Raw genomic sequence first — 23,472 nt, forward strand, 5'->3', positions numbered from 1 at the left:
GCCCCAGCCGGGCTGCGAGGCGCCCGGCCGCCCCAGCCGCGGGTATCGGCCCCAGTCGGGCCGCGGGCACCCGGCCACCCCAGCCGCGGGCAGTCGTGCCGCGGGGCGGCACGGGTGGGCGCGGCCGGCACTGGCTCAGCGCCGGGAGCCCGCATTCCCGCCCGGCCCCCCCGCGGGGCTACTGCACGACCGGCTTCCCGGACAGCTCCACGCCCGCCGTCCGCATCTCCTCGAGCGCCCGCTCGGTGGTCTCCGGGGCCACCCCGGCGGTGAGGTCGAGCAGGACCTGGGTGCGGAAACCCTCGTGGGCCGCGTCCAGCGCCGTCGCCCGCACGCAGTGATCCGTGGCGATCCCCACCACGTCCACCTCCTCGACCCCCCGCTCCCGCAACCACTCCGCCAGCGGCGTCCCGTTCTCGTCCGTCCCCTCGAACCCGCTGTAGGCGGCCGAGTACGCCCCCTTGTCGAACACGGCGTCGATCGCGCCGGACGTCACCGCGGGTGCGAAGTTCGGGTGGAAACCCACCCCCTCCGTCCCGGCGACGCAGTGCGCCGGCCAGGACCGCACGAAGTCGGGGTTGTCGGCGAAGTGCCCCCCGGGCGCGATGTGGTGATCGCGGGTGGCCACCACGTGCTGGTAGCCGCCGGCCGAGGCGGCCTGGCCGATCAGCTCGGTGATGGCGGCAGCCACATCCGCACCGCCGGTCACGGCGAGGCTGCCGCCCTCGCAGAAGTCGTTCTGCACGTCAACGACGATCAGTGCGCGGCGCATGGTCGGTGTCCTTCGACTCAGGGGGCGGGTGGTGGCGGGCCCGGCCGGGTGAACCTCCGAGCCTATTGAAGAGTGGACGATCCGGACAGGGCACGGACAGGGGCACGCCTTTAGCTACCCGAGGGCCCGTGCGCGTACTCCGTCGGAAGGACGGGTTCCCCGCGGGAGAGCTGTGTAGCGGACAGCGGCAGACCCGCGCGGGCCGCCGCGTGCCGGTCGCGGATCACGTCCAGCGTCTCGCGCACGAGCACCTCGCCGCCCTCGACCAGCGGCACCAGCAGCTGCCGGCCGGCCAGCTCGTCCGGCACCTCCCCGGTGCCGATCACCTCGGCCTCGGCGACGCCGTGCCCGTCCAGCCGCCGCGCGGCCCACTTGCGGCCGCCGACGGAGGTCTTGCCGCCGCTGGACTTCTTCGCCACCGGCACCAGCGGCGCCCCCGGCTCGGCGGACCCGGCGCGGGCGACCAGCTTGTAGACCATGGAGGCGGTCGGATGCCCCGAGCCGGTCACCAGCTGCGTTCCCACGCCGTACGCGTCCACGGGCGCGGCGGCGAGCGAGGCGATGGCGTACTCGTCCAGGTCCGAGGTCACGATGATCTTCGTGTCGGTGGCGCCCAGCTCGTCGAGCTGCTGCCGCACCCGGTGCGCCACCAGCAGCAGGTCGCCGGAGTCGATCCGCACGGCGCCCAGTTCCGGCCCGGCGATGTCGACGGCCGTACGGACCGCCTCGGCCACGTCGTACGTGTCCACCAGCAGAGTCGTACCGCCGCCGAGGGAGTCGACCTGGGCCCGGAAGGCGTCCCGCTCGCTGTCGTGCAGCAGCGTGAAGGCGTGGGCGGAGGTGCCCACGGTGGGGATGTCGTAGCGGAAGCCGGCCGCCAGGTCCGAGGTGGAGGCGAAGCCGCCGACGTACGCGGCGCGGGAGGCGGCCACGGCCGCCAGTTCGTGGGTGCGCCGGGCGCCCATCTCGATCAGCGGCCGGTCGCCGGCGGCGGACGACATCCGGGAGGCCGCGGCGGCGATCGCCGAGTCGTGGTTGAGGATCGACAGGATCACCGTCTCCAGCAGCACGCACTCCGCGAAGCTGCCCTCGACGCGCATGATCGGCGAGCCCGGGAAGTACACCTCGCCCTCGGGGTAGCCCCAGATGTCACCGGAGAAGCGGTAGCCCGCCAGCCAGTCCAGTGTCGCCCCGTCCACGATGTCCTTCTCGCGCAGGAAGGCGAGGACGTCCGGGTCGAAGCGGAAGTTCTCCACCGCGTCGAGCACCCGGCCGGTGCCGGCCACCACGCCGTAGCGGCGGCCGTCCGGCAGCCGCCGGGTGAAGACCTCGAACACGCTGCGCCGCCCGGCCGTACCGGACTTCAGCGCCGCCTGAAGCATCGTCAGCTCGTACTGGTCCGTGAAGAGGGCCGTCGAGGGAACGCCCACCCGTCGCCCACGCCCAAGGTCTGCTGTGGTCATGGCAGGGATGCTACCCCCATTTCGTCAGTTTGACGATTTTGGTTCGGGCACCGGAACAGCGGGCCGGTTTGTGCGACCACCCCCCTGCGGTGGCAGCATGGGCAGTGTGACGTCACCCGCACCCCTGGAGATCGAACGCACCGAGTCGGCGGAGGAGGTTTTCGCCGTACCCGAGCCCGACGTCCCGTGGGTCACCATCGTCCACAACGACCCGGTCAACCTCATGAGTTATGTGACGTACGTCTTCCAGACGTACTTCGGCTACTCCAAGGACAAGGCCACCAAGCTCATGCTCGACGTCCACCACAAGGGCCGGGCGGTCGTCTCCAGCGGCACGCGCGAGGAGATGGAACGCGACGTCCAGGCCATGCACGGCTACGGACTGTGGGCCACCCTCCAGCACGACCGGAAGTGACCGAACCGGACATGACCCGACCCCGCCCGCAGGACCGGAAGTAGCGATCGCCGCCATGCCAGGAACCTTCGAACCGCTCCCCGGCGGCGGCGCGGCCGTCGCCCTCGACGTCGTCGAGATCTCCATCATCCGGTCCCTGGCCGTGCAGCTGATGGAGCTGATCGGCCCCGGACCCGCCGAGGACTCCTCCGGCGACCCGCTCGCCGACCTCTTCGCCGAGGGCCCGAGCGAACCGCCCTCCGACCCCGTGCTGCGCCGCCTCTTCCCGGACGCCTACGGCGACCCCGAGGGCGCTCCGCAGGGCAAGGAGGCCGAGCGGCAGCGGGCGTACTCCGCCGAGTTCCGCCGCTACACCGAGAACGACCTGCGGGCCGGCAAGCGCGACAGCGCGCTGACGGTGATCCGCTCCCTGGACGCGCTCACCCCGGCGGGCGAGGGCGGCGCGGTGCTCGAGCTCTCGCCGGACGAGTCCCGCCAGTGGCTCGGCGCGCTGAACGACCTGCGCCTGGCGATCGGCTCCCGTCTGGAGATCAACGACGAGGACGACAGCGACCTCCTCTTCCATCTGCCCGACGAGGACCCGCGCAAGCCGATGGTGATGGCGTACCTGTGGCTCGGCGGACTCCAGGAGACACTCGTCTCGAGTCTCATGCCGTGAATATGTACTGACCTGTCCGGAAAGATCACCTGATCTGTTCGCTCAGAAAAACCTCAAGTCCGGATAACGATCCCGTCACCGCCCCTGCGGATTTACCCCGTGTGGGCGGTTTTCTGTGATCTGGGTCACTCGGCATCAGGTAAACGGCGTGGTAAGAATCGGCAACTCGTTTGCGGCCCACCCCTAGCCGTGAGCAAGAGAGCCGGTCACCGCCGGTGTGTACGACGACCAGCACGACAGGGGGACGCCGGTCCCGCTTCACGGGCCGCCGCCCCAACGCCGTTGCCGAACGGGACGTGGGCCCCCTCCCACATCGACACCCGCTCTGCTGCGCACGCCAGCACGTCCCCGCGCCACCGAGGAAGTTCGATGTCACTCGACTCCATCACCACCTCCATTGACGACGCCGTCAGTGATTTCTTCGACCCTGTCGCGACCACAGTCGGCGACATCGTCTTCTACACGGTCCCGGTCGGAGGTACGGACCTCCCGCTCATCGTCGCCTGGCTGGTGATCGCCGGCCTGGTCTTCACCGGCTGGTTCGGTCTGATCCAGGCGCGCAAACTCAAACTCGCCTTCGACGTCGTGCGCGGCAAGTACGACGAGGAAGGCTCCCCCGGCGAGGTCAACCACTTCCAGGCACTGACCGCCGCCGTCTCCGGCACCGTCGGCCTCGGCAACATCGCCGGTGTGGCCGTCGCCGTCTCCATCGGCGGTCCGGGCGCCACCTTCTGGATGATCCTGTGCGGCCTGCTCGGCATGGCCACCAAGTTCGTCGAGGTCACCCTCGGTGTGAAGTACCGCGAGGAGCACGCGGACGGCACCGTCTCCGGCGGCCCCATGCACTACCTGCCCAAGGGGCTCGCCGAGCGCTTCGGCAACGGCGGCGCCAAGCTCGGCAAGGTGCTGGCCGTCCTGGCCTCCGTCATGATCCTGTTCTTCGGTCTGTTCGGCGGCAACCTGTTCCAGACCAACCAGAGCTACGCGCAGATCTCCTCCACCTTCGGCGGCGAGGACGGCTTCCTGGCCTCCTCCGCGGGCGCCGTGCTGTTCGGCCTGGTCGTGGCCGCCCTGGTCGGTCTGGTGCTGCTCGGCGGCATCCGCTCCATCGCCTCGGTCACCAGCCGGCTCGTCCCCGCCATGGCGATCATGTACATCCTGGCCTGCCTGGTCGTCATCCTGACCAACGTCACCGCCGTGCCCGACGCCATCGGCACCATCTTCCAGGGCGCCTTCGAGGCCGACGGTGTCGCGGGCGGTGTCATCGGCGCCCTGATCGTCGGTTTCCAGCGGGCCGCCTTCTCCAACGAGGCCGGTCTCGGCTCCGCGCCGATCGCCCACTCCGCGGTCAAGACGAAGCACCCCGCGAGCGAGGGCCTGGTCGCCCTGCTGGAGCCGTTCATCGACACGGTCGTCATCTGCACCATGACCGCGCTGACCATCGTCATCGCCAACCCCGCCAGCTGGGGCGAGGCCCGCGAGGGCGAGAGCATCGGCGGCGTCACCATCACCTCCGACGCCTTCGAGACGGTCCTGCCCTGGTTCCCGAACCTGCTCACGATCGCGGTGCTGCTGTTCGCCTTCTCCACGATCCTGACCTGGGGCTACTACGGCCTGAAGGCCTGGTCGTACCTCTTCGGCCGGAGCAAGGTCAGTGAGACGGTCTTCAAGGTCGTGTGGAGCGTGTTCGTGGTCGCGGGCTCCCTGCTCTCCCTCGACTCGCTGATCAGCCTCGCCGACTCGGCGCTCTTCCTGCTCTCCGTGTTCAACATCATCGGCCTGTACCTGCTGGCCCCCGTGGTCAAGCGGGAGCTCAACTCCTTCCTGGACTTCGTCCGCCGCCGCTCCGCCGGCCAGGCGACGGGCGCGGAGTCCGAGGAATCCGCCGCCGAGGCCACCAAGACGGTCTGAGCCCGCAGGCAGGGCTTCCCTCAGGACCCGGCCGCAGGGAGTACTCGTGGCACCCCCTGCGGCCATCCGCTCAAGGCGTCCGGCATACGGGCCGTTCCGTACCACCCCTCGGTACGGAACGGCCCGTCTGCTTATCCTGAGCCCCATGCTGACCATCACCCAGGCCCTGTACGACCGGATCGTGGCCCACGCCCGCGAGGACCACCCCGACGAGGCGTGCGGCGTGGTGGCGGGCCCGGTGGGCTCCGGCCGCCCCGAGCGCTTCATCCCCATGCTGAACGCGGCCCGCTCGCCCACGTTCTACGAGTTCGACTCCCAGGACCTGCTGAAGCTGTACCGGGAGATGGACGACCGGGACGAGGAGCCGGTGGTGATCTACCACTCCCACACCGCGACCGAGGCCTACCCCTCCCGCACGGACATCAGCTACGCCAACGAACCCGGCGCCCACTACGTCCTGGTCTCCACCGCCGACACCGACGACGCCGGGGAGTTCCAGTTCCGTTCGTTCCGCATCGTGGAGGGCGAGGTCACCGAGGAGGAGGTCGAGGTCGTCGAGGCCTACTGACCCGTCCGGCCTGCCCTGTCTCACAGTACGGAAGGAAGGCGTCCGAAGGGTGAGATCACACTCCGGGGGCCCGTCCGGGAATCGATACGATGAGCCCATGGTTCTTCTCGACGTGAGCGAAACGACGCCGGGCGCACTGCTCGTGGCGCGGCTGCACGTCGATCTGTGCCGGCTGAACAGCGCCATCTGTTGATCTTCGCTGCCGCCGTACGGCCGGGAGCCGCGGCGGGCTGCGGCGTGCCGCCGCGCGCTCTCTCCCGAACCCACGACAGACCCTTCCGACAGGAGCCCTCAGCCATGGCCATCGAGGTCCGCATCCCGACCATCCTCCGCCAGTACACCGACGGTCAGAAGGCGGTGGAAGGCAGCGGGAACACCCTCGCCGAGCTCTTCGCCGACCTCGAGACCCGGCACTCCGGCATCCAGGCGCGCATCGTGGACGGCGCGCAGCTGCGCCGCTTCGTCAACGTGTACCTGAACGACGAGGACGTCCGCTTCCTCGACGGCATCGACACCAAGCTGTCCGACGGCGACAGCGTCACGATCCTGCCGGCCGTCGCCGGAGGATCTGCCGCGGCGACGCCGCGTCCGGCCGGGGTGGCGGCCGGGCGGCGGGCGGGAATGGCCTGATCCGATGCGTTACGACTCCCCGCTGGCCGCGGTGGGCAACACCCCCCTGGTGCGCCTGCCGCGGCTCTCGCCGTCCCCCGACGTCCGGATCTGGGCGAAGCTGGAGGACCGCAACCCCACCGGCTCGGTCAAGGACCGCCCGGCCCTGTACATGATCGAGCAGGCGGAGAAGGACGGCCGCCTCACCCCGGGCTGCACGATCCTCGAGCCGACCTCCGGCAACACCGGCATCTCCCTCGCCATGGCCGCCAGGCTCAAGGGCTACCGCATGGTCTGCGTGATGCCCGAGAACACCTCGCGGGAACGCCGTGACCTGCTCGCCATGTGGGGCGCGGAGATCATCTCCTCCCCGGCCGCGGGCGGCTCCAACACCGCCGTGCGCGTCGCCAAGGAGCTCGCCGCCGAGCACCCCGACTGGGTGATGCTCTACCAGTACGGCAACCCGGACAACGCCGGCGCGCACTACGCCACCACCGGCCCGGAGATCCTCGCCGACCTGCCGTCCATCACCCACTTCGTGGCCGGCCTCGGCACCACCGGCACCCTCATGGGCGTCGGCCGCTACCTGCGCGAGCACAAGCCCGACGTGAAGATCGTCGCCGCCGAGCCGCGCTACGACGACCTGGTCTACGGCCTGCGCAACCTCGACGAGGGCTTCGTCCCCGAGCTGTACGACGCCTCCGTGCTGACCACCCGGTTCTCCGTCGGCTCCGCCGACGCCGTCACCCGCACCCGCGAACTCCTCCAGCAGGAGGGCATCTTCGCCGGGGTCTCCACCGGCGCCGCCCTGCACGCGGCGATCGGCGTCGCCAGGAAGGCGCTGAAGGCGGGGGAGTCCGCCGACGTGGCCTTCCTCGTCGCCGACGGCGGCTGGAAGTACCTGTCGACCGGCGTGTACACGGCCGCGACGACCGAAGAGGCCATCGAGACGCTCCAGGGCCAGCTCTGGGCTTAGCGGCGCCGCACGCACGACACGAAGGGGCCGGAGACGAACGTCTCCGGCCCTTCACGCGTTCCCGGGGCCGTCACCGCCGCGCCGCCGGGACCGCCGTCGGGGCCGGTGCCCCCGCCCCCAGCCGTCGACGAGCGCGGTGACCACCGCGAGCAGTACCACCGCGGCGAGCGCGAGCCACCAGGCCGTGTCCATGCCCCGACCGTACCGGCGCGCGCCACCACCGCGCGCCCCTACCGTCACCGGCATGCGCGGCTTCCAGCCGAACCGGTGACAGCACAGGTGAGTTCGCCCACAACGGCCCCTGGTGGAGGAGCGACCACAGGTTTTGCGCCTTACGCTCGACGAACCGCACGACCCCCGTCTCTCCACACCCGCCAGCGGAGGTTTCTGCTTCATGAAGCTCACCGTCGTCGGCTGCTCGGGGTCGTTCCCGTCCGCGGAATCGGCCTGCTCGAGCTACCTCGTCGAGGCCGACGGCTACCGGCTGCTCCTCGACATGGGCAACGGCGCCCTGGGCGAGTTGCAGCGCCACTGCGGTCTCTACGACCTCGACGCGATCTTCCTCAGCCATCTGCACGTCGACCACTGCATCGACATGTGCGCGTACTTCGTGGCGCGCTACTACCGGCACGACGGCGGCCGCTGCGCCCCGCTGCCGGTCTACGGACCCGAGGGCACCGAGCACCGGCTGACCACCGCCTACGCCGACACCCCCTCGGCCTCCTCCATGAGCGAGGTCTTCGACTTCCACACGGTCAAGCCGTCCACCTTCGAGATCGGCCCGTTCCTCGTGCACACCGAGCGCGTCGCGCACCCGGTCGAGGCGTACGGCATCCGCATCGAACACGGCGGGAGGACGCTCACCTACTCCGGCGACACGGGCGTCAGCCCCGCGCTCGACGACCTCGCCCGCGACGCCGACCTCTTCCTGTGCGAGGCCGCCTTCACGCACGGCAAGGAGAACATCCCCGACCTGCACCTCAACGGCCGCGAGGCGGGTGAGACCGCGGCACGGGCCGGTGCCCGCCGCCTGATCCTCACCCACATCCCCCCGTGGACCGACCCGCAGATCAACCTCACCGACGCCCGCGCGGTGTACGACGGCCCGGTGGGGCTGGCGGCGCCCGGGGCGACGTACGAGATCTGAGCCGCGACGACCGGGGCCCCGGAACCGATTCGGTTCCGGGGCCCCGGTCGCATGTCACGCGAGGACGGCTCACACCTTCGTGGTGTCCTCGACCTCGTCCTCGGGCTCGCGGCCCGGGGTCGGCAGGTTGAACTTGGTGATGGCGAAGCGGAAGACCACGTAGTAGATCGCCGCGAACACCAGACCGATCGGGATGATCAGCCATGGCTTGGTCGCCAGGTTCCAGTTGAGCCCGTAGTCGATGGCGCCCGCGGAGAACGTGAAGCCCGCGTGGACACCGAGCGCCCAGGTGATCGCCATGGACAGGGCGGTGAGCACCGCGTGGATCGCGTACAGCACCGGGGCGATGAACATGAACGAGAACTCGATCGGCTCGGTCACACCGGTCACGAAGGAGGTCAGCGCGAGGGAGATCATCATCCCCATCACGGCCTTGCGGCGCTCCGGGCGGGCGGCGTGCGCGATGGCGATGGCGGCGGCCGGCAGACCGAACATCATGATCGGGAAGAAGCCCGACATGAACAGACCGGCGTCCGGGTCACCGGCGAAGAACCGGTTCAGGTCGCCGTGGACCACTTCGCCCGCGGCGTTGGTGAAGTCACCGATCTGGAACCAGGAGACGGTGTTGACGAACTGGTGCATGCCGATCGGGATCAGCGCGCGGTTGATCAGACCGAACAGGCCCGCACCGGCGGCACCGAGACCGGTGATCCACTCGCCGGCGTCGGAGATGACGTCACCGATCGGCTCCCAGACCAGACCGAAGAAGACACCCATGAGGGTCCCGACGAAGGCCATGATGATCGGCACGAGCCGGCGGCCGTTGAAGAAGCCCAGCCAGTCCACCAGCTTCTTGCGGTGGTAGCGCTGCCACAGCACCGCCGCCAGCAGACCCATGATGATGCCGCCGAGGACACCGGGATTGTTGTAGGTGGCTGCTATGTCCTCGCCGGCCTGCACCTTCGCCTCGGTGACCGGGAAGGCCTTCAGAACGTTGCTGTAGACCAGGAAGCCGACGAGCGCGGCGAGCGCGGTGGAGCCGTCCGCCTTCTTGGCGAAGCCGATGGCGACACCGATGCAGAACAGCATCGGAAGGTTGTCGAAGATCGCGCCACCGGCGGTGGCGAACACGGCGGCGACCCGGTCCCAGCCGAAGCCGTCGGCGCCGAACACGTCCGGCTGGCCGAGCCGGAGCAGGATGCCCGCCGCCGGCAGCACGGCGATCGGGAGCTGAAGGCTGCGGCCCACCTTCTGCAGGCCCTGGAACAGGCCGGATCCCCGCTTCTTCGCGGGGGCCGCCGAGTCGGTGGCGGTGCTCATACGTCCTCCATCGGTGGTGGTCTACACCACTAGTGGTGTAGACCTGTTCTAGCACGATGAGGGCCGCATAAGGAACCCGTGAATATTGCGACCGCGGGGCTACACACCGTGCCTGCCCGGAGCGGCGAAACGGAACCGTCCGCGGGCACACCGAGAAGCCCCCGGACCACGGGGTCCGAGGGCTCCAACAGCCGCCTGCAGCCTGGGTAATCACGCCTTCGTCGTGTCCTCCACCTCCTCCTCCGGCTCCCGCCCCGGCGTCTTCAGATCGAACCTCGTGATCGCGAAACGGAAGATCACGTAGTACAGCACCGCGAAGCACAGGCCGATCGGGATGATCGCCCACGGCCGGGTCGCCAGATTCCAGTTGATGACGTAGTCGATCAGGCCCGCCGAGAAGCTGAACCCGTCGTGCACCCCCAGCCCCCAGGTCACCGCCATCGACACACCCGTCAGCACCGCGTGCACCGCGTACAGCAGCGGCGCGATGAACAGGAACGAGTACTCGATCGGTTCCGTGATGCCCGTGACGAACGACGTCAGCGCCACCGACAGCATCAGCCCGCCGACCTCCTTGCGCCGGCTCGGCCGGGCGCAGTGCGTGATCGCCAGCGCCGCCGCCGGCAGCGCGAACATCATGATCGGGAAGAACCCGGACAGGAACTGCCCCGCGTCCGGGTCGCCCGCCAGGAACATGTTGATGTCGCCGTGCACCACCGTGCCGTCCGGCTTCGTGTACGTGCCGAACTGGAACCAGATGGGCACGTTCAGGAACTGATGCAGCCCCACCACCAGCAGCGCCCGGTTCGCCACCCCGAACACACCCGCGCCCCAGGCGCCCAGACCGCTCATCCAGTCGCTGAAGCTCTCCAGCGCCTCCCCGACCGGCGGCCACACCCACAGGCACAGCGCCGCGAACACGATCGCCGCGAACGCCATGATGATCGGCACCAGCCGGCGCCCGTTGAAGAAGCCCAGCCAGTCCACCAGCTTCGTACGGTGGAACCGCTGCCAGAAGTACGCCGCCATCAGCCCGATGACGATGCCGCCGAACACCCCCGGATTCTGGTAGTCGTACGACGTCACCGTCCCGTCCGCCAGCCGGCAGCCGACGTTCGGCACCGCCTCCGACCCCTCCGGGCAGTCCTCCGGGAACTGACGCAGCACATTGAAGTAGACGAGGAACCCCGCCACCGCCGCCAGCGCCGTCGAGCCGTCCGCTTTCTTCGCCATCCCGATGGCCACACCCACGCAGAACAGCAGCGGCAGCCCCAGCGAACCGTCCAGCAGGGCGCCACCCGCGCCCATCATCACCTTCGAGACGTTCGTCCAGCCCAGACCGTCGTCCCCGAACACGTCCGGCTGCCCCAGCCGGTTGAGGATGCCCGCCGCCGGCAGCACCGCGATCGGCAGCTGCAGACTGCGTCCCATCTTCTGCAGACCCTGGAACAACCGGTTCCATCGTTCCCGCGCGGGACGGACCGTAGGCTCGGCACCGGCAGGACTGTCGGCACTCATCCGGCCCCCTTCGCTGAGAAGCGGTCACGACGGGTTTGGCGGCAGTCCACCCGCTGGTGTAGACCAGTGGGGCAGGACGGTTCCGCTGTCGTGACGTCATCCTTCGGCACCCACGACATGACCGCTCGCAAAGATGGGCCAACTGTGGGTTACTGCGACAAAGCGGTTCGGATCAGGGAGAACGAACATGGCCACCAAGGCTGAGAAGATCGTCGCCGGGCTCGGCGGCATCGACAACATCGACGAGATCGAGGGCTGCATCACCCGCCTCCGCACCGAAGTCGTGGACCCCGCCAAGGTCGACGAAGCCGCACTCAAGGCCGCCGGCGCCCACGGCGTCGTCAAGATGGGCAGCGCCATCCAGGTCGTCATCGGCACCGACGCCGACCCCATCGCGGCCGAGATCGAAGACATGATGTGACCCACGGCGAAAGCCGTGCACGAGCCACACACCAGGGCCCCTCCCCACCGCGGAAGGGGCCCTTCCCGCAGGTACGGATAGGCTCGGCGCCATGTCTCGAATCGACGGCCGCACCCCCGAACAACTCCGCCCGGTCACCATCGAACGCGGCTGGAGCAAGCACGCCGAAGGCTCCGTCCTCGTCTCCTTCGGCGACACCAAGGTCCTCTGCACCGCCTCCGTCACCGAAGGCGTCCCGCGCTGGCGCAAGGGCAGCGGCGAGGGCTGGGTCACCGCCGAGTACGCGATGCTGCCCCGCGCCACCAACACCCGCGGCGACCGCGAGTCCGTCCGCGGCCGCATCGGCGGCCGCACCCACGAGATCAGCCGCCTCATCGGCCGCTCCCTGCGCGCCGTCATCGACTACAAGGCCCTCGGCGAGAACACCGTCGTCCTCGACTGCGACGTCCTCCAGGCCGACGGCGGCACCCGCACCGCCGCCATCACCGGCTCCTACGTCGCCCTCGCCGACGCCGTCGCCTGGGCCCAGGCCAAGAAGCTGATCAAGCCCGGCCGCCGGCCCCTCACCGGCACCGTCAGCGCCGTGTCCGTGGGCATCGTCGGCGGAGTCCCCCTCCTCGACCTCCGCTACGAGGAGGACGTCAAGGCCGACACCGACATGAACGTCGTCTGCACCGGCGACGGCCGCTTCGTCGAGGTCCAGGGCACCGCCGAGGCCGAACCCTTCGCCCGCGAGGAACTCAACGCCCTCCTCGACCTCGCCGTCACCGGCTGCGCCGAACTCGCCGCCGCGCAGCGGGCCGCGCTCGATACCCTCCTCGAAAGGTAAAGGGCGCACCAAAACAGATGGCCGACGCGGAGCAACCGCGTCGGCCACCCCCGCGTCTGAACGAGTACGGGCGCACGGCTCAACCCCGGGCGCCCGGCCAACGACCCGGGCCGCACCGGCCCGACGAGGGAGGGAACGTTCCATGGCCGCGAGCCGCCGACGCCGCACCGCAGCCGTCGCCGCCACCCTGGCGGCCGTCGCGCTGACCGCCGGACTCACCACCGGCTGCGACGCCGTCGACAAGGCACTGGACTGCGTCCAGACCGCCGACGCCGTCGCCGACAGCGTCACCGACATGCAGCAGGCCGTCGAGAACGCCGGCAACGACGTCACCCAGCTCGAGGAGTCCCTCGACTCCATCGACAAGAACCTCGGCGAGATCGGCGACAAGACCGACAACGCCGACGTCGGCAAGGCCGTCGACAACCTCGAGAAGGCCGTCCAGAACGTCCGCACCTCCATCGAGAACGGCGACGAGACCCCCGACGTCAGCCCCGTCACCGACGCGGCCGGCGAACTCACCAAGGTCTGCACCCCGTAGCGGAGAGCGCCCATGGGCCCGGGATACTGGGCCCATGACCCGCCTGATCCTCGCCACCCGCAACGCCGGGAAGATCACCGAACTGCGCTCGATCCTCGCCGACGCGGGCCTGCCCCACGACCTCGTCGGCGCCGACGCCTACCCCGACATCCCCGACGTGAGGGAAACCGGCGTCACCTTCGCGGAGAACGCCCTGCTCAAGGCCCACGCCCTCGCCCGGGCCACCGGCCTGCCCGCCGTTGCCGACGACTCCGGCCTCTGCGTGGACGTCCTGAACGGCGCCCCCGGCATCTTCTCCGCCCGCTGGGCAGGCACCCACGGCGACGACAAGGCCAACCTGGACCTGCTCCTCGCCCAGCTCTCCGACATCGCGGACGAACACCGGGGAGCCCACTTCGCCTGCGCGGCGGCCCTCGCCCTGCCCGACGGCACGGAGCGCGTCGTCGAGGGCCACCTCAACGGGACCCTGCGTCACACCCCGTCCGGCACCAACGGCTTCGGCTACGACCCCATCCTCCAGCCGGAGGGCGAAACCCGCACCTGCGCGGAACTGACGCCGGCCGAGAAGAACGCCATCAGCCACCGCGGCAAGGCCTTCCGCGCCCTGGTCCCGGTGGTCCGGGAGCTGCTGGGCTGAACACTGGTGCGGCCGGAGGGACTCGAACCCTCACGGGAGTTACCCCACTGGGACCTAAACCCAGCGTGACTGCCAGTTCCACCACGGCCGCCTGATGCTGCCCGGCCATGCTAGCGGCCGGGCAGCGGGGCCGGACGTCAGATGCCCAGATCCTTGATGATCTTGGCTACGTGGCCCGTCGCGCGGACGTTGTAGAGGGCGCGTTCGACCTTGCCCTGTTCGTCGACGACGACCGTGGAGCGGATGACGCCCATGTACGTCCTGCCGTAGTTCTTCTTCTCGCCGAAGGCGCCGTAGGCGTCGAGGACCTTCTTGTCCGGGTCGGCGAGGAGGGTGACCTTCAGCGACTCGGTGTCGCGGAACTTGGCGAGCTTCTCCGGCTTGTCGGGGGAGATGCCGATGACGTCGTAGCCGGCGCCCGCCAGCAGCTCCAGGTTGTCGGTGAAGTCGCAGGCCTGCTTCGTGCAGCCGGGGGTGAGGGCCGCGGGGTAGAAGTAGACGATGACCTTGCGGCCCCTGTGGTCGGCCAGGGACACCTCGTTGCCGTCGGCGTCGGGCAGGGTGAAGGCGGGGGCCTCGTCCCCGGGCTGGAGGCGTTCGCTCATCGGTCTGGTCTCCTCATACGTACGCACTGCGTGGATCGGGTGCCGGGATCGAGGGTAACCGGGGGTCCTGACCGTGCGCGGCGGCGCGGAGCTGACAGACTGTCCGGCACAGGTATCAGTGAATTTCGGAGGCGACACGGTGGCGGACACGGCGGACACCAGAACCCCGGCGCAGATCGAGGCGGACATCGAGCGCCGCCGTGCGGTGCTGGCCGAGACCCTGGACGAGATCGGGGTGCGGGTGCACCCGAAGACGGTCATGGGGGACGCGAAGGCGAGGGTCGTGTCCCATGTGGACCACACGCTCGGGCGGGCGTACGTCCGGGTCAACAGCGCGGTGAGCGACGTCAAGGGCCAGTTCGTGGACGAGGACGGCGCGCCGCGGCTGGAGCGGGTCGTGCCGGTGGCGGTGCTGGTCGTGGGTGTCGTGGGGCTGCTGGCCCTGGGGACGCGTCGGCGTCGGCGTTGACCCCTCCCGCGTACGGGCGTGGCGAAGGCAGGTAGGTTTCAGGACGTGAGCGCCAAGAGACACGAGAACGGTTCCCAGGACGACAAGCTGCCCATCCGGATGCTGCACGATCGCGTACTCGTGCGGCAGGAGACGAGTGAGGGCGAGCGGCGTTCCGGGGGCGGCATTCTGATCCCCGCGACGGCGGCGGTGGGCCGCCGGCTGGCCTGGGCCGAGGTGGTCGCGGTGGGGCAGAACGTGCGGACGGTGGAGCCGGGTGACCGGGTGCTGTTCGATCCGGAGGACCGGGCGGAGGTGGAGGTGCGCGGGACCGCCTATGTGCTGATGCGGGAGCGTGATCTGCATGCCGTGGCCGCGGACCGGTTCGAGGGTTCCGAGGATTCGACCGGCCTGTACCTGTAGTTCCGAGGGCGGAAGGGGCTGGTGACCATGGTCACCAGCCCCTTCTCCCGTTGTCGGCTACGGTGGGAGGCCCTGTGGGCCCTCTCGTGGGCTCGTGGGCCCCGACGAGACGCGCCGTACCGGGGTGAAGGCGAAGACGACGCACCCCCGTTTCCGTCCGTGTCCCGGAGGTGCCTGTCATGGCCTGGGTTCTGCTGGTGGTCGCCGGTCTGCTGGAGGTGGGCTGGGCGGTCGGTCTGAAGTACACCGAGGGCTTCACCCGTCCGGTGCCGAGTGTGTTCACCGGTGCCGCCATCGTCGCGAGCATGCTGCTGCTGTCGTACGCCGCCCGCACGCTGCCGATCGGTACGGCGTACGGCGTGTGGGTCGGGATCGGCGCGGCCGGGGCGGCGGTGCTCGGCATGGTGGTGCTGGGTGAGCCGGTGACCGCCGCGCGGATCTTCTTCATCGGCCTGCTGCTGGTCGCCGTGGTGGGCCTGAAGGCGACCTCGGGGCACTGAGGGGGCGTTCACCAGGCCCGTCGGGCGTTCTGGGTGATCGTTCCGGTCAGGCTGCCGGGGCCGGTCCCGTCGTCCCCGTTGGCGTCGCCGTCGCCGGTGTCGCCGCCCGTTGCGGTGCCGCCCTCCGTCGTCCCGTCGCCGCCGGTGTCGCCGTCCGCGGTCTCGCCGGTGGTGCCGCTCCCGTCCTGGCCGTCCGTCGGCTCCTCCTCGGCCGGTTCCCCGGTGCCGTCCGGGGTCCGGCTGCCGGTGTCCTCGTCGTCCGGTGCCTGGCTGCCCCCGCCGGCCGGGTCGCCGGAGGACGAGGGACCGGTGCCGGAGGCCGCGGGCGACTGGCTCTCCCAGGCGCCGCGCTGGAGGCGGAGGTTGAAGGCCTGGACCGGCTGTCCCTTCAGGGCGTCGCGGGTGTACTGGCCCCAGATCTCGGCGGGTGCGCCGCCGCCGTTCATGCGGGGCAGGCCGAGGGCGCCGTAGAGCGACTTGTGGCCGGCGGTGACGGGGTCCTGGCCCATGACGGCGACGACGGTGGCGAGGTCGGGGGTGTAGCCGGCGAACCAGGCGGCGGTGTCCTCCTCGGCGGTGCCGGTCTTGCCGGCGGCCGGGCGGCCCGCGGTCTGGGCGGCGGTGGCGGTGCCGTTCTCGACGACGCCGCGCAGCACGGCGGTGGTGGTGTCGGCGGCCTGGCGGCTGACGGCCTGGCGGGTGCGGCGCTCGGGCAGATCGACGGTCTCGGTGCCGCGGGTGACCTTGTCGACCATCGTGTAGGCGCCGTGCTTGCCGTGGTTGGCGAGGGTGGCGTACGCCTCGGCCATGTCGAGGACGCTGGCGGTGGCCACGCCCAGGGCGATCGAGGGCCCGGCGTCGTCGAGGCTGGGGGTGTTCCTGGACAGGCCCAGGTCGATCGCGGTCTGCCGGACGCGGTCGGGGCCGACGTCGACGGCCATCTGCGCGTACACGGCGTTGACGGACTTGTCGGTGGCCTCGCGGACGGTGATGTCGCCGTAGTCGCGGTGGTCCTCGTTCTCGGGGGCGTAGCGGGCACCGGGCCAGCCCTGGACGGGGCGTTCGCTGGTGCCGTCGTAGACGGTGTTCGGGGTGATGCGGCGGCCGTCCTGGGTGCGGGACTTGTTCTCGATGGCCGAGGTGAACACGAACGGTTTGAAGGCGGAGCCGACCTGGAAGTCCCGGCGGGTGGCGTTCGGGGTGTACTGCTTGACGTAGTCGATGCCGTTGTACATCGCGACGACCTCGCCGGTCTTGGGGTCGACCGAGGCGCCGCCGGCGCGGACGTAGGTGTCGACCTTGCGGTTCTCGGGGTCGAGCCGGTCGGTCAGCCGGTCGTTGACGGCGGCGACGAAGGCGTCCTGCTTGTCCTTCTGCAGGGTGGTGGTGACGCGGTAGCCGCCGGCGTCGAGGGAGGCCTCGTCGACGATGTCGTTCTCGATCAGGTACTGCTTGACGACGTTCACGATGTAGCCGCGCTGGCCGGACATGCCGGTGGAGAGGGTGGTCTCCTTGGGCACCGGGAAGGTCATGCCGACGCGTTCGCCCTCGCTGAGCCAGCCCTCGTCGACCATGCCGTCCAGGACGTAGTTCCAGCGGTCCTCGACGGTGCCGCGGTTCTCCGGGTGGGTGATGACGTCGTACTGGCTGGGCGCGTTGACGAGGGCGGCGAGGTAGGCGGCGCGCCCGGCGTCGAGGTCGGAGGCGTCCATGTCGTAGTAGGCGTGGGCCGCGGCCTGGATGCCGTAGGCGCCGCGGCCGAAGAAGCTGGTGTTGAGGTAGCCCTCGAGGATCTGCTCCTTGCTCTGCTCGCGGTCGAGCTTGATGCTGATGAAGAACTCCTTCACCTTGCGGGTGACGGTCTGCTCCTGGCGCAGGTAGTAGTTCTTCACGTACTGCTGGGTGATCGTGGAGCCGGACTGCTTGCCCTTGCCTGTGGCGGTGTTCCAGGCGGCGCGGACCATGGCCTGGGGGTCGACGGCGGACTCGGTGTAGAAGTCGCGGTCCTCGGCGGCCAGGATGGCGTGCTGGGCGTCCTCGGAGATCTGGGAGAGGGTGACGTTCTCCCGGTTGACCTCGCCGTCGCGGGCGATGACGGAGCCGTCGGCGTAGAGGTAGACGTTGGCCTGCTGGGTGGCCAGGGCGTTGGCGGCGGGGATCTGTACGAGGTGGTAGCCGAGGAAGAAGCCGCCGACGACGAGGAGGGCGGTGACGAGGAAGCCGCCGGCCACCATGCGCCAGGTGGGGATCATCCTGCGCCATCCGGTGCGCCGGGGCCTGCCCCCGCCTCCCGCTCTGCCTTCCGCCTTCCCCTCGGCGGTGTCGCCCGCCTGAGGCTCTTGCGGTGCCCGGCCCCGGTGGGGCTGCTGCGGCTGCGGCTCGTCGCTCATGTCGTGCACGGACTCCTGTTTCGCCTTGTTCGTTCCCGTACGCCGGGTGCGTCCCTCTTGTTCAGGACTGTCGCCTATTCAAGACTGTCGCATCCGGTGGCGCGTTCCGCGGTGGCGGCGCGCGTCGCGCACCCATGCGGCTTCTCACACGCATGGCCCCCTCGGGCGCTTCCACACCACCAGGGGCGGCGGGAAATTGCGTGGCAGGGGCCGCGGCGCGCGCACTAGGCTCCTGCGCTTCGGTGCCGGGTGCGGGAGGAAGGGGCGGGCGTGGGCTCGTGGCGCGTGTACCCGGCCGTCGCCGCGGGGGCTTTCCGGCGGTACGCGACGTACCGGGCGGCCACCGCGGCCGGGGTGTTCACCAACACCGTCTTCGGGCTGATCCTGGTCTACACGTACCTCGCGCTGTGGGAGGCCCGGCCCGGTCTGGGCGGCTACGACCAGGCGCAGGCCGTCACGTACGTGTGGCTGGGGCAGGCGCTGCTCGCGATGCTGGCGGTCCAGGGCGGCGGGTTCGAGACCGAGTTGATGGAGCGCATCCGTACGGGTGAGATCGCGGTCGATCTGTACCGGCCGGTCGACCTCCAGCTGTGGTGGCTGGCCAACGACGTGGGGCGGGCGGTGTTCCAGTTGCTGGGGCGGGGTGTGGTCCCGTTCCTCTTCGGTGCGCTGTTCTTCCCGGCGGCGCTGCCGGGGGAGGCCGCCGTGTGGGGGGCGTTCCTGGTCTCCCTCCTGCTGGCGGTGCTCGTCAGCTTCGCGATCCGCTACCTGTTCGCGCTGAGTGTGTTCTGGCTGCTGGACGGCCAGGGCGTCGCGCAGGCCGTGATGGTCACGGGGGTCTTCTGTTCGGGCATGACCCTGCCGCTGAACGCCTTCCCGGGCGGCCTCGGCGAGGTCGTCCGGGCGCTGCCGTGGGCGGCGCAGCTCCAGGTGCCCGCGGACGTGCTGATGGGGGAGACCGCCGTGCCGGCGGCGTACCTCTTCCAGGCGGCGTGGGCGGTGGCGCTGCTCGCCGCGGGCCGGCTGGTGCAGTCGGCGGCGACGCGGAGGGTGGTGGTGCAGGGTGGCTGAGGTGCCGGTGCGGTGGCCCTCGCGGGCGGCGGAGGGGGTGCGGGCCTACCGGCTGATCGCCGGGATGTGGATCCGCTCCACGATGACCTACCGTGCCTCGTTCGCCCTCACGGTGTGCGGCAACCTGGTGCTGACGGGGCTGGACTTCGTGGCGATCCTGCTGATGTTCTCGCAGGTCGACGCGCTCGGCGGCTGGACGCTGCCCGAGGTGGCGCTGCTGTACGGCCTGTCCGTGACGGCGTTCGGAATCGCCCACCTGGCGTTCGGCTCGATGGCCTCCCTGGGCGGCCGGGTGCGGGACGGCTCGTTCGACACGCTGCTGGTCCGTCCCGCGCCGGTGCTCGCCCAGGTCGCGGCGGACCGTTTCGCGCTGCGCCGTCTGGGCCGTGGAGTCCAGGGGGCGGGGGTGCTGGGCTGGGCACTGGTGGCGGCCGACGTCGACTGGACCGTGGCGAAGGTGCTGCTCGTGCCGCTCACGCTGGTCTGCGGCGCGGTGATCTTCGGTTCGCTGTTCGTGGCGGGCGGGGCCTTCCAGTTCCTGGCGCAGGACGCCGCCGAGGTGCAGAACGCGTTCACGTACGGCGGCACGACGCTGCTGCAGTACCCGCCGACGGTGTTCGGCCGGGACCTGGTGCGCGGGGTGACGTTCGTGCTGCCGCTCGCCTTCGTCAACTGGGTGCCGGCGGCCCATCTGCTGGGTCGCCCGTACCCGCTGGGACTGCCGGACGGGGCGGCCTTCGCGGCGCCGCTGGTGGCGCTGGTGTGCGCGGTGCCGGCCGGTGCGGTGTGGCGGATCGGTCTCAGGTCGTATCGGAGCACGGGGAGTTAGGGCGGTCATGGCGGACGCGTTCATCGAACTGGACCGCATCGAGAAGGTCTTCGAGGTGCGCAGGAAGACCGGTTTCCTCAAGCGGGAGCGGCGGCGGGTGCGGGCCGTGGACTCGCTCTCCTTCAGGGTGGAGCGCGGGGAGATGGTCGGCTACATCGGACCCAACGGCGCGGGCAAGTCGACGACCGTCAAGATGCTCACCGGGATCCTGACGCCCAGCGCCGGGCGGCTGCGGGTGGCGGGGATCGATCCGTCGAGGGAGCGGACACGGCTCGCGCACCGCATGGGGGTGGTGTTCGGGCAGCGCACGACGCTGTGGTGGGACCTGCCGCTGATCGACTCGTACAAGCTGATGCACCGCATGTACCGCATCCCGGACGCGCGGTACCGCGAGAACCTGGACCGGCTGGTCGAACTCCTCGGCCTCGGCGAGCTGCTGGACGTGCCGGTGCGCCAGCTCTCGCTCGGCCAGCGGATGCGCGGGGACATCGCGGCGGCCCTGCTGCACGATCCGGAGGTGCTGTACCTGGACGAGCCGACCATCGGCCTGGACGTGATCTCCAAGACCAGGGTGCGGGAGTTCCTGCGGCAGTTGAACACCGAGCGGGCCACGACGGTGCTGCTGACGACGCACGACCTGCAGGACATCGAGCAGTTGTGCTCGCGGGTGATGGTCATCGACCACGGCCGGCTGGTGTACGACGGCGCGCTCGCCGGTCTGCACGAGGTGGGGGAGAGCGAACGGACCCTGGTGGTGGACCTGGAGCGGGAACTCCCGCCGATCGACGCGCCGGCGCCCGCGCGGGTGGTACGGGTGGAGGGTCCGCGGCAGTGGCTGGCGTTCCCGGCGTCGGAGTCGGCGGCGGGGCTGGTGGCGCGGATCGCGGCGCGGTATCCGCTGGTGGACCTGTCGGTGCGGGAGCCGGACATCGAGGCGGTCATCGCGAAGATGCTGCGCGGGACGGGAGACGTCCCCGAGCCGCCGCCGGATCGCGACGCGAGCCCCGTCACGGAGCCCTCGTAGCCCGCGTGGCTCTCGCGGCCCTCGTAGCCGTGTGACGGAGACAACTCGTAGGCTGCTGTGTATGACCGACGACGCAGCCGCACCGGATCTCCGCGCCTCCGACGCCGACCGTGAACGGGTCGCCGACATCCTGCGCGACGCCCTGGCGGAGGGCCGCCTCGACATGGAGGAGTTCGGGGAGCGGCTGGACGCGACGTACAAGGCGCGCACGTACGGCGAACTGGCGCCGATCACCCGCGACCTGCCGGGCCCGGGCACGACGGGCGTGCCCGCCGTCTCCCTGACGAAGGACCCGGAGGCGGGTGGCGACTGGGCGGGCCGGATCGTCGGCGACGGCGACGGGGGAACGTCGACGTGGGCCGTGGCCGTGATGTCCGGCTTCCAGCGCAAGGGCCGCTGGACAGCCCCGCGCCGCTTCAACTGCTTCGCCTTCTGGGGCGGCGGCGAGATCGACCTGCGCGAGGCCTACTTCGCCGACCGCGAGATCGTGATCAACGCGGTCGCGATCATGGGCGGGGTCGACGTCGTCGTCCCGCCCGGTGTCGAGGTCGTCGTGCGCGGCATCGGCATCATGGGCGGCTTCGACCACAGTGAGGAGGGCGTGCCGGGCGAGCCCGGCGCCCCCAGGGTGATCGTCACGGGCGTGGCCTTCTGGGGCGGCGTGGGCGTCCAGCGCAAACTGCCGCGGGCTGAGAAGCAGCGCCTGCGCGAGGAGCGCCGCCGCGAGAAGCTGGAACGCAAGGAGGAACGCCGCCGGGAACTGGAGTCCTCCCTCCAGGACCACCTGAACCTCCACCCCATGCGGAAGGAACGCGACCCCCACCGCCGCGACGACCGCTGAGCGACCCGGACGCCACCCACCCGGCTCAGCCTCGCGCGCCCCACTCAGCCCCTCCGGCGCTTGAGGAGCGGGGTCCGGGGCGGAGCCCCGGGGCGAAGAACTTCCCATGCCCCCCGGCAACCGCTACAGCTCCGCCGGAGCCCCGCCCTTCAGCGAGCCGAGCTCGAACGCCTCCGCCATCCGCGTGTACCCGCGGTCACTCGGATGCAGATGGTCCCCGGAGTCGTACACGGGACGGAACCGCCGCGGATCGTACGGATCCCGAAGCGCCGCGTCGAAGTCGGCGACCGCGTCGAAGACACCTCCCGCCCGGATCTCCGCGTTGATCCGCTGCCGCACCGCCTCCCGCGCCTCCGTGTACCCGCGATGCCCGCCGAACGGCATCAGCGTCGCCCCGACGACCTTCAGGCCCCGCGCGTGCGCCCGCTCCACGAGCGTCTCGAGCCCCGTCACGATCCGCTCCGGATCGGCGGCCCCCGGCGTACGCAGGATGTCGTTGATGCCGAGCACGACGACGACGGCCCTCACGTTCGTCCGCCCCAGCACGTCCCGCTCGAAGCGGTGCAGCCCGCTGGGGTTCTCGGCCGGCCGGCCGAGCCCGTCGGCGAGCACCTGGTTCCCGCTGATCCCCTCGTTCACGACGCTGTACCGCGGCACGTCCCGCCCCGAGGCGAGCGCCGCCCGCAGCCGGTCCGACAGCACGTCCGGCCAGCGGTTGTTCGCCCCGGTCGTGGAGGTGATCCCGTCGGTCAGCGAGTCACCGAGGACGACGACCGTGCCGTCGGACTCGTTGCTCAGCACGTCCAGCGCGGTCACGTACCGCCAGACCGAACTCCGCCCGGTGTACGCCGTCCCGGTCGCGTCCCTCGTGTGCTCGCCCTCGGCGACGTACGAGATCTGGCGCGCGTGCGGGTGGTAGGTCACCGGCCCGGACTCGGTGGGGGAGTAGGTGGTGATCAGGACGTCCCCGTCGTGCGGCACACGGACGCGCACGATGTCGCTCATCACCTGCCCGCCGGCCGGGACGACGACCGACGTGTTCCCGGTGAACGTCAGCCGGCGCACGGTGCCCGCGAGCGCCGCCGCCGTGTCAGGACCCGCCGAGACGGCGATCGAGGCGTGGCTGACGGTCAGCGGCGCCTGCCCGTAGAGGTTGGACAGCGTGACGCGGGCACTCGTACCGCCGGCGCTGGTGTGCACGACGTTGCGCACGGAGCGGCCCGCGAGTCCCGTCAGCTCGGTGCCGGGCTCGCCGCCGACCGGGGAGGCCGCCCAGGAGGCGACCCAGGTTCCGGTGGAGGCGGGCGCGGCCGGGTTGTTCTGTGCGCCGCGGCCACCGGCGAGGGTGTTGCGGTGCTTCGTACCGTCGTCGGCCGCCACACCGACGTAGATGGCGGCGGACACCGCCATGATCGCGGCGACGATCGCGGCGAGCAGGGCGCGCTGCCTGGTGGGAGGCGTCCCCGCGCGCCCGTCACGACCCCGGGTCATGCTGTTCTGTTCTCCTCGGGAGACGGGAGCCCGATGCTCCGATCCGACGAACCCATGATGAGCCA

General features: G+C 70.7%; 27 protein-coding genes, 1 tRNA gene and 1 riboswitch. Of the genes, 19 read left to right on the top strand and 9 right to left on the bottom strand.

Annotated features, from left to right (window positions below):
• Positions 1-178: 178 nt before the first annotated feature.
• Positions 179-772, bottom strand: coding sequence for a nicotinamidase (locus tag F1615_RS08490; RefSeq protein ID WP_149548280.1), 594 nt, complete (start codon positions 770-772; stop codon positions 179-181).
• 110 nt (positions 773-882) lie between these two features.
• On the bottom strand, positions 883-2,235 hold the full coding sequence (locus F1615_RS08495; RefSeq protein ID WP_149548281.1) for a nicotinate phosphoribosyltransferase: 1,353 nt from the start codon (positions 2,233-2,235) through the stop codon (positions 883-885).
• Positions 2,236-2,332: 97 nt separating this feature from the next.
• Between F1615_RS08495 and clpS the strand changes: the two genes are divergently transcribed.
• From clpS to F1615_RS08530, 7 genes are all read left to right on the top strand, one after another.
• Positions 2,333-2,650, top strand: a complete 318-nt coding sequence (gene clpS, locus F1615_RS08500; protein WP_006131673.1) for an ATP-dependent Clp protease adapter ClpS — start codon at positions 2,333-2,335, stop codon at positions 2,648-2,650.
• Between the two features lie 55 nt (positions 2,651-2,705).
• A complete protein-coding gene (locus F1615_RS08505) occupies positions 2,706-3,308 on the top strand; it encodes a DUF2017 domain-containing protein (protein WP_149548282.1) in 603 nt (200 codons plus the stop codon).
• Between the two features lie 369 nt (positions 3,309-3,677).
• Positions 3,678-5,219, top strand: a complete 1,542-nt coding sequence (locus F1615_RS08510) for an alanine/glycine:cation symporter family protein (protein ID WP_149548283.1) — start codon at positions 3,678-3,680, stop codon at positions 5,217-5,219.
• Between the two features lie 145 nt (positions 5,220-5,364).
• The gene (locus F1615_RS08515) at positions 5,365-5,787 is read left to right on the top strand and encodes a Mov34/MPN/PAD-1 family protein (protein ID WP_149548284.1); all 423 of its coding nucleotides are present in this window, start codon (positions 5,365-5,367) and stop codon (positions 5,785-5,787) included.
• A 97-nt stretch (positions 5,788-5,884) separates the two neighbouring features.
• The gene (locus F1615_RS36950; RefSeq protein ID WP_341873421.1) at positions 5,885-5,980 is read left to right on the top strand and encodes a putative leader peptide; all 96 of its coding nucleotides are present in this window, start codon (positions 5,885-5,887) and stop codon (positions 5,978-5,980) included.
• A gap of 104 nt (positions 5,981-6,084) precedes the next feature.
• Positions 6,085-6,417, top strand: coding sequence for a MoaD/ThiS family protein (locus tag F1615_RS08525; RefSeq protein WP_149548286.1), 333 nt, complete (start codon positions 6,085-6,087; stop codon positions 6,415-6,417).
• Positions 6,418-6,421: 4 nt separating this feature from the next.
• Positions 6,422-7,372: a PLP-dependent cysteine synthase family protein gene (locus F1615_RS08530; protein ID WP_149548287.1), complete on the top strand. Its 951-nt coding sequence runs from the start codon at positions 6,422-6,424 to the stop codon at positions 7,370-7,372.
• Positions 7,373-7,423: 51 nt separating this feature from the next.
• Here F1615_RS08530 and F1615_RS35570 read toward each other — a convergent pair whose 3' ends face one another.
• Positions 7,424-7,564: a hypothetical protein gene (locus tag F1615_RS35570; RefSeq protein WP_167533691.1), complete on the bottom strand. Its 141-nt coding sequence runs from the start codon at positions 7,562-7,564 to the stop codon at positions 7,424-7,426.
• 202 nt (positions 7,565-7,766) lie between these two features.
• Between F1615_RS35570 and F1615_RS08535 the strand changes: the two genes are divergently transcribed.
• The gene (locus F1615_RS08535) at positions 7,767-8,519 is read left to right on the top strand and encodes an MBL fold metallo-hydrolase (RefSeq protein ID WP_149548288.1); all 753 of its coding nucleotides are present in this window, start codon (positions 7,767-7,769) and stop codon (positions 8,517-8,519) included.
• Between the two features lie 69 nt (positions 8,520-8,588).
• Here F1615_RS08535 and F1615_RS08540 read toward each other — a convergent pair whose 3' ends face one another.
• Together F1615_RS08540 and F1615_RS08545 are read right to left on the bottom strand one after the other, a co-directional pair.
• A complete protein-coding gene (locus F1615_RS08540; protein WP_149548289.1) occupies positions 8,589-9,839 on the bottom strand; it encodes a PTS transporter subunit EIIC in 1,251 nt (416 codons plus the stop codon).
• 210 nt (positions 9,840-10,049) lie between these two features.
• Positions 10,050-11,357 carry a PTS transporter subunit EIIC gene (locus F1615_RS08545; RefSeq protein WP_149548290.1) on the bottom strand — a complete coding sequence of 436 codons (1,308 nt, stop codon included), beginning with the start codon at positions 11,355-11,357 and terminating at the stop codon, positions 10,050-10,052.
• 187 nt (positions 11,358-11,544) lie between these two features.
• On the opposite strand from F1615_RS08545, the gene F1615_RS08550 reads away from it, so the two are divergent.
• The 4 genes from F1615_RS08550 (at position 11,545) to rdgB (ending at position 13,785) form a co-directional block, all read left to right on the top strand.
• Positions 11,545-11,778 (top strand): glucose PTS transporter subunit EIIB, encoded by a 234-nt coding sequence (locus F1615_RS08550; protein ID WP_037931958.1) that lies wholly within the window; start codon positions 11,545-11,547, stop codon positions 11,776-11,778.
• A 91-nt stretch (positions 11,779-11,869) separates the two neighbouring features.
• A complete protein-coding gene (gene rph / locus F1615_RS08555) occupies positions 11,870-12,607 on the top strand; it encodes a ribonuclease PH (RefSeq protein ID WP_149548291.1) in 738 nt (245 codons plus the stop codon).
• A 142-nt stretch (positions 12,608-12,749) separates the two neighbouring features.
• Positions 12,750-13,148: a hypothetical protein gene (locus F1615_RS08560; protein WP_149548292.1), complete on the top strand. Its 399-nt coding sequence runs from the start codon at positions 12,750-12,752 to the stop codon at positions 13,146-13,148.
• Positions 13,149-13,182: 34 nt separating this feature from the next.
• A complete protein-coding gene (rdgB, locus tag F1615_RS08565) occupies positions 13,183-13,785 on the top strand; it encodes an RdgB/HAM1 family non-canonical purine NTP pyrophosphatase (RefSeq protein ID WP_149548293.1) in 603 nt (200 codons plus the stop codon).
• Between the two features lie 4 nt (positions 13,786-13,789).
• Here the strand turns inward: rdgB and F1615_RS08570 are convergent.
• Positions 13,790-13,876: transfer RNA gene (locus F1615_RS08570), tRNA-Leu, on the bottom strand.
• Positions 13,877-13,922: 46 nt separating this feature from the next.
• Entirely contained in the window at positions 13,923-14,390 is a 468-nt protein-coding gene (gene bcp / locus F1615_RS08575; RefSeq protein ID WP_149548294.1) for a thioredoxin-dependent thiol peroxidase, read from the bottom strand.
• 139 nt (positions 14,391-14,529) lie between these two features.
• Here bcp and F1615_RS08580 point away from each other — a divergent pair, with 139 nt between their 5' ends.
• From F1615_RS08580 to sugE, 3 genes are all read left to right on the top strand, one after another.
• Entirely contained in the window at positions 14,530-14,859 is a 330-nt protein-coding gene (locus F1615_RS08580) for a DUF3618 domain-containing protein (RefSeq protein WP_149548295.1), read from the top strand.
• 99 nt (positions 14,860-14,958) lie between these two features.
• Positions 14,959-15,261 (top strand): GroES family chaperonin, encoded by a 303-nt coding sequence (locus F1615_RS08585; RefSeq protein WP_388240369.1) that lies wholly within the window; start codon positions 14,959-14,961, stop codon positions 15,259-15,261.
• Between the two features lie 74 nt (positions 15,262-15,335).
• Positions 15,336-15,407, top strand: a riboswitch (guanidine-III (ykkC-III) riboswitch).
• A gap of 33 nt (positions 15,408-15,440) precedes the next feature.
• Positions 15,441-15,761, top strand: a complete 321-nt coding sequence (sugE, locus tag F1615_RS08590) for a quaternary ammonium compound efflux SMR transporter SugE (RefSeq protein WP_149548297.1) — start codon at positions 15,441-15,443, stop codon at positions 15,759-15,761.
• Between the two features lie 8 nt (positions 15,762-15,769).
• Here sugE and F1615_RS08595 read toward each other — a convergent pair whose 3' ends face one another.
• Positions 15,770-18,151 carry a transglycosylase domain-containing protein gene (locus tag F1615_RS08595; protein WP_149548298.1) on the bottom strand — a complete coding sequence of 794 codons (2,382 nt, stop codon included), beginning with the start codon at positions 18,149-18,151 and terminating at the stop codon, positions 15,770-15,772.
• 270 nt (positions 18,152-18,421) lie between these two features.
• On the opposite strand from F1615_RS08595, the gene F1615_RS08600 reads away from it, so the two are divergent.
• From F1615_RS08600 to F1615_RS08615, 4 genes are all read left to right on the top strand, one after another.
• Positions 18,422-19,222 carry an ABC transporter permease gene (locus tag F1615_RS08600; protein ID WP_149548299.1) on the top strand — a complete coding sequence of 267 codons (801 nt, stop codon included), beginning with the start codon at positions 18,422-18,424 and terminating at the stop codon, positions 19,220-19,222.
• 64 nt (positions 19,223-19,286) lie between these two features.
• Positions 19,287-20,051, top strand: coding sequence for an ABC transporter permease (locus tag F1615_RS08605; protein WP_149548590.1), 765 nt, complete (start codon positions 19,287-19,289; stop codon positions 20,049-20,051).
• Positions 20,052-20,058: 7 nt separating this feature from the next.
• Positions 20,059-21,075 (top strand): ABC transporter ATP-binding protein, encoded by a 1,017-nt coding sequence (locus F1615_RS08610; protein WP_149548300.1) that lies wholly within the window; start codon positions 20,059-20,061, stop codon positions 21,073-21,075.
• Positions 21,076-21,136: 61 nt separating this feature from the next.
• Complete coding sequence (locus tag F1615_RS08615) at positions 21,137-21,916, top strand: DUF1707 SHOCT-like domain-containing protein (protein WP_149548301.1); 780 nt, start codon at positions 21,137-21,139, stop codon at positions 21,914-21,916.
• A gap of 123 nt (positions 21,917-22,039) precedes the next feature.
• On the opposite strand, the gene F1615_RS08620 is transcribed toward F1615_RS08615, so the two are convergent.
• Entirely contained in the window at positions 22,040-23,407 is a 1,368-nt protein-coding gene (locus tag F1615_RS08620) for an SGNH/GDSL hydrolase family protein (RefSeq protein ID WP_149548302.1), read from the bottom strand.
• Positions 23,408-23,472: the final 65 nt, after the last annotated feature.

Origin of the sequence: Streptomyces marokkonensis, from assembly GCF_008312835.1 — a bacterium.
GTDB classification, from domain to species: domain Bacteria; phylum Actinomycetota; class Actinomycetes; order Streptomycetales; family Streptomycetaceae; genus Streptomyces; species Streptomyces marokkonensis_A.

What these genes read in the sequence shown, in the direction of transcription:
- F1615_RS08620 (WP_149548302.1), bottom strand. Translation starts at nt 23,407, where the DNA reads ATGACCCGGGGTCGTGACGGGCGCGCGGGGACGCCTCCCACCAGGCAG.
- F1615_RS08585 (WP_388240369.1), top strand. Translation starts at nt 14,959, where the DNA reads ATGCTGCACGATCGCGTACTCGTGCGGCAGGAGACGAGTGAGGGCGAG.
- rdgB (WP_149548293.1), top strand. Translation starts at nt 13,183, where the DNA reads ATGACCCGCCTGATCCTCGCCACCCGCAACGCCGGGAAGATCACCGAA.
- F1615_RS08535 (WP_149548288.1), top strand. Translation starts at nt 7,767, where the DNA reads ATGAAGCTCACCGTCGTCGGCTGCTCGGGGTCGTTCCCGTCCGCGGAA.
- F1615_RS08605 (WP_149548590.1), top strand. Translation starts at nt 19,287, where the DNA reads ATGTGGATCCGCTCCACGATGACCTACCGTGCCTCGTTCGCCCTCACG.
- F1615_RS35570 (WP_167533691.1), bottom strand. Translation starts at nt 7,564, where the DNA reads ATGGACACGGCCTGGTGGCTCGCGCTCGCCGCGGTGGTACTGCTCGCG.
- F1615_RS08540 (WP_149548289.1), bottom strand. Translation starts at nt 9,839, where the DNA reads ATGAGCACCGCCACCGACTCGGCGGCCCCCGCGAAGAAGCGGGGATCC.
- sugE (WP_149548297.1), top strand. Translation starts at nt 15,441, where the DNA reads ATGGCCTGGGTTCTGCTGGTGGTCGCCGGTCTGCTGGAGGTGGGCTGG.
- F1615_RS08510 (WP_149548283.1), top strand. Translation starts at nt 3,678, where the DNA reads ATGTCACTCGACTCCATCACCACCTCCATTGACGACGCCGTCAGTGAT.
- F1615_RS08560 (WP_149548292.1), top strand. Translation starts at nt 12,750, where the DNA reads ATGGCCGCGAGCCGCCGACGCCGCACCGCAGCCGTCGCCGCCACCCTG.
- F1615_RS08530 (WP_149548287.1), top strand. Translation starts at nt 6,422, where the DNA reads ATGCGTTACGACTCCCCGCTGGCCGCGGTGGGCAACACCCCCCTGGTG.
- F1615_RS08525 (WP_149548286.1), top strand. Translation starts at nt 6,085, where the DNA reads ATGGCCATCGAGGTCCGCATCCCGACCATCCTCCGCCAGTACACCGAC.
- rph (WP_149548291.1), top strand. Translation starts at nt 11,870, where the DNA reads ATGTCTCGAATCGACGGCCGCACCCCCGAACAACTCCGCCCGGTCACC.
- F1615_RS08615 (WP_149548301.1), top strand. Translation starts at nt 21,137, where the DNA reads ATGACCGACGACGCAGCCGCACCGGATCTCCGCGCCTCCGACGCCGAC.
- F1615_RS08595 (WP_149548298.1), bottom strand. Translation starts at nt 18,151, where the DNA reads ATGAGCGACGAGCCGCAGCCGCAGCAGCCCCACCGGGGCCGGGCACCG.
- F1615_RS08545 (WP_149548290.1), bottom strand. Translation starts at nt 11,357, where the DNA reads ATGAGTGCCGACAGTCCTGCCGGTGCCGAGCCTACGGTCCGTCCCGCG.
- F1615_RS36950 (WP_341873421.1), top strand. Translation starts at nt 5,885, where the DNA reads ATGGTTCTTCTCGACGTGAGCGAAACGACGCCGGGCGCACTGCTCGTG.
- F1615_RS08610 (WP_149548300.1), top strand. Translation starts at nt 20,059, where the DNA reads ATGGCGGACGCGTTCATCGAACTGGACCGCATCGAGAAGGTCTTCGAG.
- clpS (WP_006131673.1), top strand. Translation starts at nt 2,333, where the DNA reads ATGGGCAGTGTGACGTCACCCGCACCCCTGGAGATCGAACGCACCGAG.
- F1615_RS08495 (WP_149548281.1), bottom strand. Translation starts at nt 2,235, where the DNA reads ATGACCACAGCAGACCTTGGGCGTGGGCGACGGGTGGGCGTTCCCTCG.
- F1615_RS08490 (WP_149548280.1), bottom strand. Translation starts at nt 772, where the DNA reads ATGCGCCGCGCACTGATCGTCGTTGACGTGCAGAACGACTTCTGCGAG.
- bcp (WP_149548294.1), bottom strand. Translation starts at nt 14,390, where the DNA reads ATGAGCGAACGCCTCCAGCCCGGGGACGAGGCCCCCGCCTTCACCCTG.
- F1615_RS08515 (WP_149548284.1), top strand. Translation starts at nt 5,365, where the DNA reads ATGCTGACCATCACCCAGGCCCTGTACGACCGGATCGTGGCCCACGCC.
- F1615_RS08550 (WP_037931958.1), top strand. Translation starts at nt 11,545, where the DNA reads ATGGCCACCAAGGCTGAGAAGATCGTCGCCGGGCTCGGCGGCATCGAC.
- F1615_RS08505 (WP_149548282.1), top strand. Translation starts at nt 2,706, where the DNA reads ATGCCAGGAACCTTCGAACCGCTCCCCGGCGGCGGCGCGGCCGTCGCC.